This is a genomic window from Thermovirga sp., assembly GCF_017656375.1.
Classification (GTDB): domain Bacteria; phylum Synergistota; class Synergistia; order Synergistales; family Thermovirgaceae; genus Thermovirga.
Map to the genome: position 1 here is coordinate 32,275 of NZ_JACDOB010000001.1, position 12,889 is coordinate 45,163.

At 39.6% G+C, this 12,889-nt stretch carries 11 protein-coding genes; all 11 read left to right on the forward strand.

Annotated features, from left to right (window positions below):
- Nucleotides 1-2 precede the first annotated feature (2 nt).
- The 11 genes from H0Z23_RS00180 to H0Z23_RS00230 all read left to right on the forward strand — a co-directional run bounded on the left by H0Z23_RS00180 (nucleotide 3) and on the right by H0Z23_RS00230 (nucleotide 12,869).
- Complete coding sequence (locus H0Z23_RS00180; protein WP_296866612.1) at nucleotides 3-452, forward strand: hypothetical protein; 450 nt, start codon at nucleotides 3-5, stop codon at nucleotides 450-452.
- A gap of 185 nt (nucleotides 453-637) precedes the next feature.
- Nucleotides 638-2,149: a penicillin-binding protein 2 gene (locus tag H0Z23_RS00185; protein WP_296866613.1), complete on the forward strand. Its 1,512-nt coding sequence runs from the start codon at nucleotides 638-640 to the stop codon at nucleotides 2,147-2,149.
- A 47-nt stretch (nucleotides 2,150-2,196) separates the two neighbouring features.
- Entirely contained in the window at nucleotides 2,197-3,735 is a 1,539-nt protein-coding gene (locus H0Z23_RS00190; RefSeq protein ID WP_296866615.1) for a UDP-N-acetylmuramoyl-L-alanyl-D-glutamate--2,6-diaminopimelate ligase, read from the forward strand.
- Entirely contained in the window at nucleotides 3,726-5,120 is a 1,395-nt protein-coding gene (gene murF, locus H0Z23_RS00195) for a UDP-N-acetylmuramoyl-tripeptide--D-alanyl-D-alanine ligase (RefSeq protein ID WP_296866617.1), read from the forward strand. The genes H0Z23_RS00190 and murF overlap by 10 nt, the downstream gene beginning before the upstream one ends.
- Before the next feature lies 1 nt (nucleotide 5,121).
- Nucleotides 5,122-6,087 carry a phospho-N-acetylmuramoyl-pentapeptide-transferase gene (gene mraY, locus H0Z23_RS00200; protein WP_296866618.1) on the forward strand — a complete coding sequence of 322 codons (966 nt, stop codon included), beginning with the start codon at nucleotides 5,122-5,124 and terminating at the stop codon, nucleotides 6,085-6,087.
- 68 nt (nucleotides 6,088-6,155) lie between these two features.
- On the forward strand, nucleotides 6,156-7,523 hold the full coding sequence (gene murD / locus H0Z23_RS00205) for a UDP-N-acetylmuramoyl-L-alanine--D-glutamate ligase (RefSeq protein ID WP_296866620.1): 1,368 nt from the start codon (nucleotides 6,156-6,158) through the stop codon (nucleotides 7,521-7,523).
- Between the two features lie 2 nt (nucleotides 7,524-7,525).
- A complete protein-coding gene (locus H0Z23_RS00210) occupies nucleotides 7,526-8,674 on the forward strand; it encodes a putative peptidoglycan glycosyltransferase FtsW (RefSeq protein ID WP_296866622.1) in 1,149 nt (382 codons plus the stop codon).
- Entirely contained in the window at nucleotides 8,658-9,764 is a 1,107-nt protein-coding gene (locus H0Z23_RS00215) for a UDP-N-acetylglucosamine--N-acetylmuramyl-(pentapeptide) pyrophosphoryl-undecaprenol N-acetylglucosamine transferase (protein WP_296866624.1), read from the forward strand. Before H0Z23_RS00210 ends, H0Z23_RS00215 begins: the two co-directional genes overlap by 17 nt.
- Nucleotides 9,745-11,184: a UDP-N-acetylmuramate--L-alanine ligase gene (gene murC / locus H0Z23_RS00220; protein ID WP_296866625.1), complete on the forward strand. Its 1,440-nt coding sequence runs from the start codon at nucleotides 9,745-9,747 to the stop codon at nucleotides 11,182-11,184. Before H0Z23_RS00215 ends, murC begins: the two co-directional genes overlap by 20 nt.
- Nucleotides 11,162-12,085 (forward strand): UDP-N-acetylmuramate dehydrogenase, encoded by a 924-nt coding sequence (gene murB, locus H0Z23_RS00225; RefSeq protein WP_296866628.1) that lies wholly within the window; start codon nucleotides 11,162-11,164, stop codon nucleotides 12,083-12,085. The genes murC and murB overlap by 23 nt, the downstream gene beginning before the upstream one ends.
- Entirely contained in the window at nucleotides 12,078-12,869 is a 792-nt protein-coding gene (locus H0Z23_RS00230; RefSeq protein WP_296866629.1) for a hypothetical protein, read from the forward strand. The genes murB and H0Z23_RS00230 overlap by 8 nt, the downstream gene beginning before the upstream one ends.
- Nucleotides 12,870-12,889: the final 20 nt, after the last annotated feature.

A 12,889-nucleotide genomic window follows, 5' to 3' on the forward strand; every position in this document is an offset into this window, starting at 1 on the left:
TAGTGAATAACGAGCTCACTTCTGTTGCTAAATACAAGTTTGATGTTTTCTCAAAGGACATAAAGCTTAGTCGTATTATGGTTGTTGCTCTTATTTTAATTTTTTTGGCTGTTGGAGGTTTGTTAAGTATAAGGCTTTACGCTTTGAATCTTGAATATCAATTAGCCCGTTTGGAGGAGAAGGTCACAATACAAGAAGAAATAAACTTGAAATTAGAAAAAAAGTTGGCAACACTGGTTAGCCCTGGTCGAGTTTTTGACTATGCGAAAGCAGAACTAGGGATGAATACCAATAGTTATGTTGACATAGTGCGTATAAAAAATAATAATGGCACGGTGTTGGCAGCGAAAAATCTAGAAGTTGGAAAAGATGGAAACCAAACTAATATAAATAGTACTTCCTTGTTGGCAAAACTGTTGAATTTTGTGACAGAGAAGGCGTTTGCTAGATAGTTATTAGTATGCCCATTCCCCAAAATGAAAGGCTTTAGTGACTTATGAAGAGAAGCATAGGCATTCACTGGATTTTGCTTTTTTTAGTATTTTGTTTAGTTTTTTTTAGACTTTATCAACTCCATTTTTACCCTGATCCTAGGATCAAGCAGCAGTCGGAATCTCAATATTGGTCAAAGTTAAGTTTGAGTTCCCCTCGAGGCCGTATAGTTGATAGGAATGGGGTTCCTTTAGCTATTTCTGTTCCTGCTATTACTTTTTTTGTGGACCCTCTTTTTTGGAGGCCGGAAAATGCAGATTTACTAAAGCCTATTATTTCGAGAGAGAGGTATTTTAGGCTCAAAGGTAATCTCAAGGGAAGATATTTCCCTGTTGCAAAGAAAGTCGACCTTGAAAATGCAAACGAGATAATAGAAAAAGATATTCCAGGGTTATTTTGGGTAAAGGAGTATAAAAGATTTTACCCACATGGAGAGTTGATGCCGCAGGTATTGGGATTTTGCGACATAGATGATAGAGGCTTATCAGGGCTTGAATATCTTTGGGATTTTCTATTGTACACACCTCCGGAAATGCTAACAGTTACTAAAGACGCATCAGGTAAAATAATAAATTTTCCCACATATAGTGACAGAAGTTGGGATGGGAGCCGTAAGGGAGAGGTTCGTCTTACTATAGATTCGAGGGTGCAGCATGTCGTGGAAAAATATTTAAGAAAAGCCTTTGAACTCCACCACGCTGATTGGGCTGCCGCTGTCTTAATTAATCCTAAAACAGGAGAAATATTAGCTTCCTCGAGTTTCCCTGATTTTGATCCCAATATAAGAAAGACTTTTTTAAGGTCGGAATCATTGCGAAATAATGTCATTTCAAGAGTTTATGAACCAGGGTCAACTTTAAAACCTGTAATGATGGGAATAGCATTAACGGAAGGGAAGGCTTCACCTCAAAAAGATCATTTTTATTGTACTGGTAAAATACGGGTTGCAGATACTACTATACATGACGTCAAACCTCATGGAAGCTTAGACCTTGAAGGTGTAATAATCAATTCATGCAATATAGGTATGGCAACCATAGGTATGAGGTTAGATCCGAAAAAAACATACAATCACTTAATTAGGTTTGGATTTGGGATGAAGACGGGTATAGAGCTTCCTGGAGAGGAAAAAGGCTTGCTTAATACTCCGGAATTGTGGAGAGGTTCTGTTCCAGCAAATGTAGCAATAGGTCAAGGGATAGGTGTTACTCCTTTACAGCTTGCAAGGGCAATAGCAGCTATAGCCAATGGGGGTTATATAGTAAAACCTTTTATAGTGAAGGAGGCGGTTACTCCTGAAGGTGAAGTGGTATACAGGGGCAAACCGGAAAGGCTAGGACAAGTTATATCCACTGAAACGTCTCGTTGGCTCAAAACTGCTATGGAAAACGTCGTAAAGCGAGGAACAGGGCAAGCTGTTTATAGAAAAGATACCAGGATAGCCGGAAAAACTGGGACAGCTCAGGTTGCTAGAGGGGGCGTTTATCAAAAGGGAGTATTTGTTTCTTCTTTTGTGGGTTTTTGGCCAGTGGACGATCCTGAAAACTTGCTTTTAGTTGTTATAGGATATCCCAAAGGAAGGGAGTATTTCGGCAGTGTTGTAGCAGCCCCTGTTTTTAGGGATGTTATGGAGGAAATATTGAAAATTTCCAAGTGATTGTTGTTCGTTTGGTAAATTCTATAAAGTTGACAGGGGGAGCAGAAATGATTACGTTGAGAGATCTAGTTGCCTTACTTGAGGAAAAAAGATATTTAAAAGGAATTTTTGTTCCTGATGGTGCCGTTATAGAAAGTTATTTTGATGTTGAGATCCATGATTGCTGCCACAATTCAAAAAAAGTTACAAGAGGTTCTTTATTTGCTTGTATTAAAGGAAGTAAATTTGATGGACATGAATATTCGCAAGATGCCTGTAGAAATGGTGCATGTGTCATATTGGCAGATAGACCAGTCAAAGCCGATGTTCCCTATATCGTGGTGGATAGCGTTCGTGATGTCTTAGGAGAAGTGGCTAGCGCAATTTGGGGGAGGCCTTCAGAAAAGCTAATTATGGTAGCTGTGACTGGAACCAATGGTAAAACAACTACAACATACATGGTCAGGTCTATCTTGGAGGAAGCTGGAATAAAGACGGGATTGCTGGGTACCGTGATTTATGACGACGGGAAAAATATATCAGAAGCTTCTAGGACTACTCCGGAAGCTTCTGATATTCAAAGGTTACTGGCAAATATGATAAAAAACGATTGCAAGGCATGTGTAATGGAAGCTTCATCCCATGGGATCGCTCAAGGTAGATTGAATGGGTGTAATTATGATGTGGCCATATTTACCAATTTAACGCCAGAGCATCTAGATTACCATGGAGATATGCAGTCTTATTTTAAAACTAAATCCACACTATTCACAAGCTTTATGAAAAAGGGGGAAACAGGTTTTGTCGTAAACGGGGATGATGAGTACGGAAGAAAGTTGATTGATAAATATCGAGATAGAGTCATTTCTTTCACAATGAAGGAACTTGTTCCAGGTGGTAAAGAATATTTAAGGGCTTTAATAAAAAAAATGGATCTTTTAGGAACACCCGTCGAAGTTAAATCATCAATTGAAAAATACGATGGCATAGTTGTTAATATTCCCATAATTGGAGAGTACAATGTGGCAAATGCCTTGGGAGCAATTGGTGCAGCTGCCCTTTTGGGAATAGATGCAAATTTTGTAGTTAACGGCATAAACAGCATGGGGGATGTTCCAGGAAGGTTGGAAAAGTATATGTTTAAAAACGGCCCTACAGCTGTGATAGATTATGCTCATACTCCAGATGCCTTAGAAAAAGCTTTAGGGGCTTTGAGAAAAATATGCAACGGCAAACTTTGGGTAATTTTTGGCTTAGGAGGAAACAGGTATCAAGCGAACCGCCCAATAATGGGCGAGGTGGCTTCGAAGATGGCTGATAGGGTAATTATTACCTCGGATAATCCCAGGAACGAGGACCCTTACCAAATCGCGATGCAGATTAAAGAAGGAGCTGATAGAATAGGTGGGGTTCCAATAGACATAATTTTAGATAGGAAAGAAGCAGTGTTTAGCGCGCTGGATAGCGCAGCAGAGAATGATATCGTATTGATAGCGGGGAAAGGGCCAGAGAGAAACATCATATATGCTGATAAGGTTATCCCATATAATGATGGAGAAGCAGTTGAAGAGTGGGGCACCTTGAGAGGTAGAGAAAAATGGAGCTAGAGAAAGCTTTGCTCTTGGAAGAAGTTGCGGAAAGATTAGAAGCGATTTTTATAAAAGGTAAAAATATATTTCTAGATAAAGCTATAAGCATTGATACTAGAACTATGGGTCGAGCACAAGGTTTTATTGCCCTAAGGGGATCTAAAACAGATGGGCACGATTATGTCAAAGACGCACTTAAGAAAGAGGCAAGTTATTTGATTGTTGAAAAAAACAGGTTAGATGACATTATACCTGCGGCAAGACAGCAACAAGTTTCAATACTTGCAGTAGAAGATACTGATTTAGCTTTGAAAAAGCTAGCACAATACATTTTTACTGAAAAGAGCAAACTAAAAGAAGTTGTTGCTGTTACTGGAACTGCTGGGAAAACTACCACCAGAGAGTGTTTAGCTAGGATGCTGAGCTCTAAGTTTAGGGTTCATTCTGCTATTAAAAGCCACAATACATGGATAGGTTGTGCTTTGACTATAGTCTCTATGCCTCTTGATACAGAGATCTTAGTTCTTGAGATGGGAACTAATCATCCTGGAGAAATAATGGAAATGGTAGAACTATTCCCACCTTCCATAGGGGTTATTACATCGGTTGGCCCCGGCCATCTTGAAGGGCTTTCTGACATATATGGAGTAGTTAAGGCTAAAACTGAAATTTTAACTTCTCGTAATTTGCACTCTCTTTATTATAATGCCGACATAAGTCTTTTAAAATCGGCTGTGGATGGGTATCCGTCTAGGTTTAAGAAGGTAGGAGTAGGCTTTGAAAGAGGTGAAGTAAAGTTAACTGTAAACAAGTTTGCATTGAATGAAGATAAAGCGCATCTAAGGGTTGTGGTTAGGGAAGGCAATGATAAATATGTCATTGATTCGTCCTTGTTTGGTTCGCAAAATGCCTACGCAATTGGCCTTGCTGTGGCAGTATCAAAAGATTTATCTGTATCGCCTGCGGGCATTGCTATAGCGATGAAAGATTTTTCCTCTTTAGAAGGACGGGGTAAGATTGGCAAGACACCGAGTGGTATTTTGTATGTGGATGAAACATATAATGCCAATCCACTCTCACTAAAGGCTTCTTTAGATAATATTAGAACGTTGGAGATAAAGGGGAAAAAAGTGTTGGTGCTAGGTAGCATGAAAGAACTTGGGGATCACAGCGACTATTGGCATAAGGCTGTTTTAAGAGAAACTGAATTTGCAGATGTCGTAATTTTGGTGGGAGACGAGTGGCCTGCTAGGGGGTTAGCTCCTTCCATCATCAGGTGTAAAAATAACCAGCAGGTTAGCTCGTTATTAAAGAAAATACTAAAGCCAAAAGATGTGGTCCTTTTGAAGGGATCAAGATCCAATAGACTGGAAGAGATAATTCATAATATGAGGGAATGGTAATATGAATAATTACTTTGTATTACTTATAGGAATCAGCGCATTCTTTGTTAGTCTGTTGTTGCAGCGCTTATGGATATCTTACTGCGTGAGAAAAAGTATGTCGCAAAGAATGAAAGAGTATGGTCCAAGCCACCATCTTACTCTTAAAGCTGGAACACCCTCAATGGGTGGAGTAGTTTTTATCCTTACGTTTCTGTTTTTTGCGTTAATTTTTTGCTTTGTAGAAAGTTTTGACTTGAAAACGTTACTGCCTCTTGTTGGAATACCTTGTACTGCTGGGTTAATTGGGTTTCTAGATGATTTTCTTAAACATAAGAAAAATTCCAGCGAGGGCTTTTCTAGCTTGGGCAAATTTTTTCTTCAAGTGTTTCTCTCTATGCCTTGGGTGTACTTCCTAGTGGTAAGTGGTAATACTCAAATTTTGTATGGAATTGAAGTCTGGGGATCAGTAGCAGGTTTTCTCTTTTTATTTTTGTTAGTAGGCTCGATGAATGCTGTCAATATAACAGATGGCTTAGATGGCCTTGCAGCTGGTTGTTGTGCTATTTCTTTTGTTGGCATGTTGTTTCTTTTTAATTTTTCAAGATTGGAGCTTTTAGTTTGTGTGGTGGGGCTTGCAATTTCTGTTTCATTTTTGTGGCACAATGCTCATCCTGCAAAAGTTTTCATGGGTGATACAGGGTCTCATTTTTTGGGAGGTCTTTTAGCGTCTCTTTGTATATGCTCAGGCAACGCAATGATGCTAATACCTTTTGCCTTTATTATGGGTATAGAGACAGTCTCTGTAATATTACAACTGTGGTCCATTCATTTAAGGGGCAAGAAAATATTCAGAATGAGCCCTATACATCATCATTTTGAGCTTATAGGCTGGAAGGAAACCCAGGTAGTAACTAGGTTTTGGTTATCTCACGCTGTGGGTATGTCTGTTTTAATATGGGGGATCGGGCAAATTCTACCTAAGTGAAGTTAAAAACTTGCATTACGGAAATATCCTACGTGTAAGGGGAGAAAAAATTGAAAATCACAACAAAAGTGAAAGATCTAAAAACCGGTAGCAAAGTAACAATCGTAGGAGCAGGAGTTAGTGGGAGAGCGTTGGCTCTTTTAGCTGCTCGTTCAGGTTTTTCTGTTTTTGTAACCGATAGAACAAGTATTTCGCAAGAAACACAGGAGGAGTTCAAAAAAGATGGCATAAAATATGAAGAAGATGGGCATACAGAAAAAGCACTAGAAACCGACGCTTTGGTATTAAGTTCAGGGATACCTCCGAAATCACCAATAGTTAAGGACGCCATAAATAGAGGCATTCCTATAGTTGGCGAGCTTGACTTTGTGTTCCCATACATACAAAGCAAGGTTATTGGGGTAACAGGAACCAATGGGAAAACTACTACCACGTCCCTCATAAGCCATTTATTAAAAGAAGGAGGATTTAAAGTCGAGGCCGTGGGTAATATAGGTAATGCCTTGGCTGATTATGCTTTTTCGGATTATGAATGGCTTGTGGTAGAGGTAAGCAGCTTCCAACTTTATTGGAGCGAGCGAGCAAGCTTCGATATTTCGGTTATAACAAATATTGTGCCCGATCATCTTGATTGGCATGGTTCTTATGAAGAATATTTCATGGCTAAAACGAAGATATTTAAGTTAACTAATGATAAGGGCATAGGTATCTGTCAAGCTAGTGATATGGACAAGATAAAGGAAATGTTACGGACAAGACTTAGAATAATTCCTTTTGTAGGTAAGAGAACTAATTGTACAGGAGATGGCATCTTTTTTGAGGATAAAAGCTGCATGTTATGTGACAACAGCAATAAAATTAAACTGTTTAACCTGAAGAAAGTTAATTTAATAGGAGCTCACAATCTAGAAAATGCATCCATGTCTGCTGCTGTGGGATACTATGCAGGTTTAAGTCCGCAGTTGATAGAAAGTGGAATTGAAACTTTTAAGGCGCTACCTCATAGATGTGAAGAGGTTGTTCAATTTTCTGGTGTAAGGTTTGTCAATGATTCTAAGGGTACTAATGTGGCTGCGACTGTTGCAGCGTTAAATTCTATAGAAGGCAAAATAATAATAATTTTGGGGGGGAAAGGTAAAGGAGAGGAATATACTGCCCTTGCTGAAGCTGTAAAGCAACGTACTGAAGCAGCAGTGTTAATTGGGGAGGAAAAATTCAAACTAGCAGAGGCTTTAATGCAAAAGAGTTACTCGAACTTTCATGTAGTCGATACTATGGAAGAAGCTGTAAAAAAAGCTGTACGCTTAGCTTCTCCTGGAGTCACGATTTTACTTTCGCCTGCGTGTACTAGTTGGGATATGTATAAAAGTTACAAGGCAAGGGGAGAACATTTTAGGAAAATTGTAGAAGAGATAACTGGACAACAGAAGGGATAGAAATGAAGGAAGCCCTTCAAACTTTGGGAACTAATCAAAAAGATGCAGGGCCATACAAGGATAAAAGAGGTAAAGGGATTCTTTACTTGCTGTTGTGGGGAATTCCTTTGCTGCTTAATACGTTAGGAATCATAATGATAACCTCCGTTGGTACAAGCTTTTCGATAGTTAGATGGAATGCTCCTTTTGTCCTAGCTATTAAACAAATTCAATGGACTATTATAGCTGTCTTAGGAATGCTGACTTGCTATGCTATTCCATTAAGATTATGGAAAAAGTATTCCGGCTTATTGTGGTCTTTTGCGTTATTCTTAATGTATTTGACGTTACTCCCAGGAATGCAAAAAGTATATGGCGCTTCTAGATGGATAAACTTGGGTTTTTTTTCAATTCAACCATCGGAGGTGCTTTTTGTTTTTTCTGTTATACATGTAGCTAGAAAAATGCATGAGAAGAATATCACAAAAAGGTGGGCCTTTTTAAGGCTGTTTTTTATATTTATGTTATCTGTAGTTCCGTTTATTTTTCAGCCTGACTATGGCGGGGCAATCTTGTTATTTGTTCTTATGATGGGGATTTATGTAGAAAAGTTTGGATGGCTTTATCCTTTGGTAATAGGGGGAAGTATGGGGGTTTTGGGGTTTATGCCTTTGCTTGTGTCTAGTCCTTACAGGATGGCAAGAGTGCTTGCGTTTTTGGACCCGTGGCAGGATCCGAGAGGTAAGGGGTTTCAAATTATTCAAGGGTTTATTGCCTTCGCTAATGGAGGACTTTGGGGGGTAGGTTTAGGGCAAGGGCTGCAAAAGCTAAAGTACCTTCCTGCTGCTCATACAGATTTTATCTTTGCTGCTATAGGAGAAGAACTTGGATTTGTAGGAACCTCATTGGTTTTACTGCTTTTTGTTTTATGGTTTGTGACGATATTGTGGTTTTACGTTAACATACAAGACGCCTTTGTGCGTACTTTGCTGTGGGGAATAGCAATATCTGTAGCCTTACCCTTGATTGTCAATTTAGGTGGGGTGTTAAAGCTATTTCCTATGACTGGTGTTCCGATGCCATTTATAAGCTACGGAGGTAGCTCTCTAGTAATGATGTGGGCGAGAGTTGGTTTTTTGTTGAGAGGTATAAGAGATGGGCTATCAGAGTAGGAATTTCAAGTTGGCCATAGGCGCAGGTGGTACAGGAGGACATATAATACCAGCTTTGGCCTTTGCAAATTGGTTGAAGAATACTGAGCCCCAAGTGGATATTAAATTCTTTTGTGGTTCTAGGGAAATAGAGAAGGAGGTATATAACGTTCACTCCTTTGCCCCTTATATTTTACCTATTGAAGGTTCTCCTATGTGGGGTAACCCGTTGCGGCGAGCTAAGAGGTTATGGCGGTTGATAAGGTCTTTTGGTATTACCCATAAGCAATTTAAGCGTTGGATGCCGGATGCAGTTATTGTTTTTGGGGGATATGTATCTTTGCCTTTGTTGTATGCTTCCCTCAAACTAAAACTTCCTGTTTTTGTACATGAACAAAATGTTGTAGCTGGCAAAGTAACAAAGCTTGCGAGCATGATAGGCATAACGGTATTGTCGGGCTGGGAAAAATTAGAAGGGGTTAAAAAATATAAACATGTTGGTGTTCCTGTAAGAGAATTTCAATATTTGCCCAGATTGGAAGCTTGGCATAAACTTAATATAGGAGGTTCGTTTCCATCAGGTCCAATAGTATTGAGCCTTGGGGGGTCTCTTTTTAGTGAAAAAATGCAGAATCTAACGCTGAAGTTGGCGGAGAGAGAGTGCTTCAAAGAATGGTTTTTCTTATCCCTTGGGAATGCGGCTTGTCCTAAGAGATTGAAGGAGAATGTGTATTTATTGCCAAGAACGTGGGAAATCTATAAGTTGTATTCCCTGGCAGATATAGTTATTACAAGAGCAGGTGCCTCTACTTTGGCAGAGCTGGTTGATTGGAATATTCCGGCAGTTATTGTTCCATGGCTGCAATCCGCAGATGGTCACCAATTGGCCAATGCAAAGTTGTTCGAAAGAAATGGTTATGGTCGCATATGGATGGAGACTGAAAACAATATAGAAATCTTGGAGAGAAACCTACTGGAATTGAATTCAAGCTTACCCAAGAAAGGTACAAGAACTTCAAGACGTTTGGGAAATAGGCCGTCTGAACTAATTTGGATGGAGATAGTGGAAAATGTGAAAGGAGATGTGAATATTGACAGCAAGGGGCAATAAGCTAGATAAATATAAACGATTTCATCTAATGGGCATAGGTGGGGCAGGAATGAGTGGTTTGGCTTTATTGTTATCCCAGTTGGGATATGAAGTTAGTGGTTGTGATGTTGCCCATAGCTGTTACGTAGAGAAGATAAGTAAGAGGGGAATAGATTTCAAAATAGGCCATGGTAAAGATCATATTGAAGAGTTTGCGCCCGACGCATTGGTGTGTAGTAGCGCGATACCAGCGGGAAATGCAGAGCTGAAATTTGCCTCAAGCAAGGGAATACCCATTTTTAAAAGGGCTGAGGTTTTAAGCTGGCTTTTCAATGATCGCTCCGGAATAGGTGTGGCTGGAACACATGGAAAGACTACTACTGCGTCAATGATAGGTTTGATGTTTGAGCTAGCTAACATGAACCCAACAGTAGCTATAGGTGGAGAATTGTGTGATATAGGTGGCAATGCCAAATTAGGGGAAGGCTCCCATATGATAGCCGAGCTAGATGAGAGTGATGGTTCTTTTGAGCTGTTTCGCAGCGAGGTTGCTGTTGTAACAAATGCTGATTGGGATCACGTTGATCATTATCCTCATTTTCATTCGGTTGTTAATGCCTTTGAAAGATTTTTATGTAACAGAAAAGATGATGGGGTTGCGGTACTTTGCGGAGAAGACAAAGGTGTACAAGTGCTTATAGAAGATAGTGCTTTAGATAACGTGGTTACCTATGGATGGGGAACTTCGTGGGACTGGGGAGCTATTGATGTGTCTCATAAAGCCGGTGGAGGGACAAGCTTTAAAGTTTTACATAAAGGGAAGTTTATTGATACCGTAGAACTTAGGGTATCTGGAGATCATAATGTTTTAAATGCGTTGGCTGCATGTGCTGTGGCCAATTTGTATTCTATACCAATGGAGGTTATCAAGGAAGCGTTAAAACGATTTAGTGGAGCAAAGAGACGCTTGCAACACATGGGTAAGATAGGAGAAGTTGATATATTCGATGATTATGGTCATCACCCTTCAGAAATTAATGCTACATTGATGGCGCTGAAGAAGATATTCCCTGAAAGAAGAATTACTGCAATCTTCCAGCCCCATAGGTATACCAGAACTGCTGCTATGTATAAAGAATTTGCCGAATCTCTAATGGTAGCAGATAAAGTGTTTTTGATGCCAATATATCCAGCTGATGAAGCTCCTATTGAAGGGGTAAGTTCGAGTTTGATATATAACGCCATCATTGACAAAAATAGAGAAAAATTTAGCCTTTGTTCAAATAGTGATGAAGTTGTTGATAGAGTTTGTGAAGGGGTTGAAAGCGGAGACGTTATTCTTACAATAGGTGCGGGCGATGTGTTTATGGTAGGAGATAAAATAATTAAAATACTGCAGGGTAGGGATTTGAGCATTAATGCAGTGGCTGTCGAAGCTTAAAGAAAATTTATCTGGGAATATATCTGAGAATTTATCTTTGGCATCCATAACCTCTTTTAAAGTGGGAGGGCCAGCTAAAGTATATATATGTCCAAGGACGGAGAGGGATATTTCAGAAATCATGTCCTTCTCTTATAGAGAGAGTATCCCCTTGTGGGTTTTAGGTGGAGGAACAAATGTTCTGGTTCATGACAATGGTTTATCTGGAATAGTCGTTGGTACATCTAAGCTAAGGGGGATGACATGGGAAGTAAAAGGTCCTAACGTATATGTTCGTGTGGATAGCGGGGTTACTTTGCCAGAATTAGTGGCGATTTCATTGAAAAATGGATGGTCCGGTTTGGAGTTCGCTGCGGGGATACCTGGAACTATCGGAGGGGCGTTAGCAGGTAATGCTGGGGCGAATGGTAGAGCTGTGGGATACTTAGCTGAGTGGATAAGGACAGTAGAGAGAGATGGAAGGATCATTGAATGGAAGAAGGAAGATCTTAAGTTCTCCTATCGATATTCAAGCGTGTATTCCCCTAGCAGAGTTATCTCCCAGTGTTGCCTAAAACTTGATGTGTCTGATAGGACTAAAGTTCTCGAGAGGTTTATGGAATACAAAAGGCGAAGGGGTTTTCAACCTAAAAACAAAAGAACTGCAGGTTGTGTGTTCAAAAACCCTTCTGCTGATGTAAGTGCTGGAATGTTGCTTGAACAAGCGGGGTGTAAAGGCCTGACAAAGGGAGGAGCTTTTGTCTCTCGAGAGCATGCAAACTTTATAGAAGTAAGGGGAAATGCCAGAGCTTCAGATATATATTTTCTCATAGAATATTGCAGGGAAAAGGTATACGTTTATTCGGGAATTGTCTTAGATCTTGAAATAAAATTACTTGGTGGTCCATGGGTGTATGGTTAATAAATGGCTGAAAAGGGTATCTTTTTTAGCATTATTGGTAGGTGCAATATTTGCGATAGAAGAAAATTTTCAAACCTTAAGACTCAAGGATGTTGCTATTCCGTCCCTTGTAGTCCTTTCGGATTCGGTTCTGTGGCCTAGAATACAGCCAAGAGATGTTAGGTTGTGGCCTCTTTTCTGCATAGATAAGGGGAAGGTTGTCCGGAAGATAGAGAGAAATGTACCAGTTAGAGTGTTTATCAAATGTACAGGATGGGGGCATTTTTTATTTAATGCACACCCTCTAAAACCGAAGTTCATGGTATTCTGGGAAGGTAGTAAATGGTTTATCACAGAAGATGGCTTAATGTGGCCAGCGAATCATCCTATGAATAGAATTATTGCGATCCAAAAGCCAGAGGAAAGTCCGATAGTAATTTGGTCTGTTAAAGATAACACAAAGTACCGAATAGCCCCTGACGAAATAATAAATTCACCTATACCGTTAAGTAAGCTAGAATATTGGAAGAGGTTACTAGAAGATAATGATTTTTATAATAATGTAAAAAGGCTCTCGGTATTTACAGAAGGAAATAGTATTTATTTGGAAATTTTTATGCAACTTGGCAATCAAAAAGTAAAAGTGAAATTGCCAGCCTCTGGTAGGAACTGGCACATGTTGCTTAAAGCCGTGAAAAATATATTGAAAGACCCGGAAATACGAGGAAGTGACGTGTTTATCGATACGACATATGAAGGTAAAATTCTTGTAAGAAAAGAGGATAAATCTGCTGGAGTTCAGTAATTCCTCGAGAAGGAGGAGTT

Excerpts from the sequence above, each read along its gene's own strand:
- H0Z23_RS00190 (WP_296866615.1), top strand. The coding sequence starts at position 2,197 with ATGATTACGTTGAGAGATCTAGTTGCCTTACTTGAGGAAAAAAGATAT.
- murF (WP_296866617.1), top strand. The coding sequence starts at position 3,726 with ATGGAGCTAGAGAAAGCTTTGCTCTTGGAAGAAGTTGCGGAAAGATTA.
- mraY (WP_296866618.1), top strand. The coding sequence starts at position 5,122 with ATGAATAATTACTTTGTATTACTTATAGGAATCAGCGCATTCTTTGTT.
- H0Z23_RS00210 (WP_296866622.1), top strand. The coding sequence starts at position 7,526 with ATGAAGGAAGCCCTTCAAACTTTGGGAACTAATCAAAAAGATGCAGGG.
- H0Z23_RS00215 (WP_296866624.1), top strand. The coding sequence starts at position 8,658 with ATGGGCTATCAGAGTAGGAATTTCAAGTTGGCCATAGGCGCAGGTGGT.
- murB (WP_296866628.1), top strand. The coding sequence starts at position 11,162 with ATGCAGTGGCTGTCGAAGCTTAAAGAAAATTTATCTGGGAATATATCT.
- H0Z23_RS00230 (WP_296866629.1), top strand. The coding sequence starts at position 12,078 with ATGGTTAATAAATGGCTGAAAAGGGTATCTTTTTTAGCATTATTGGTA.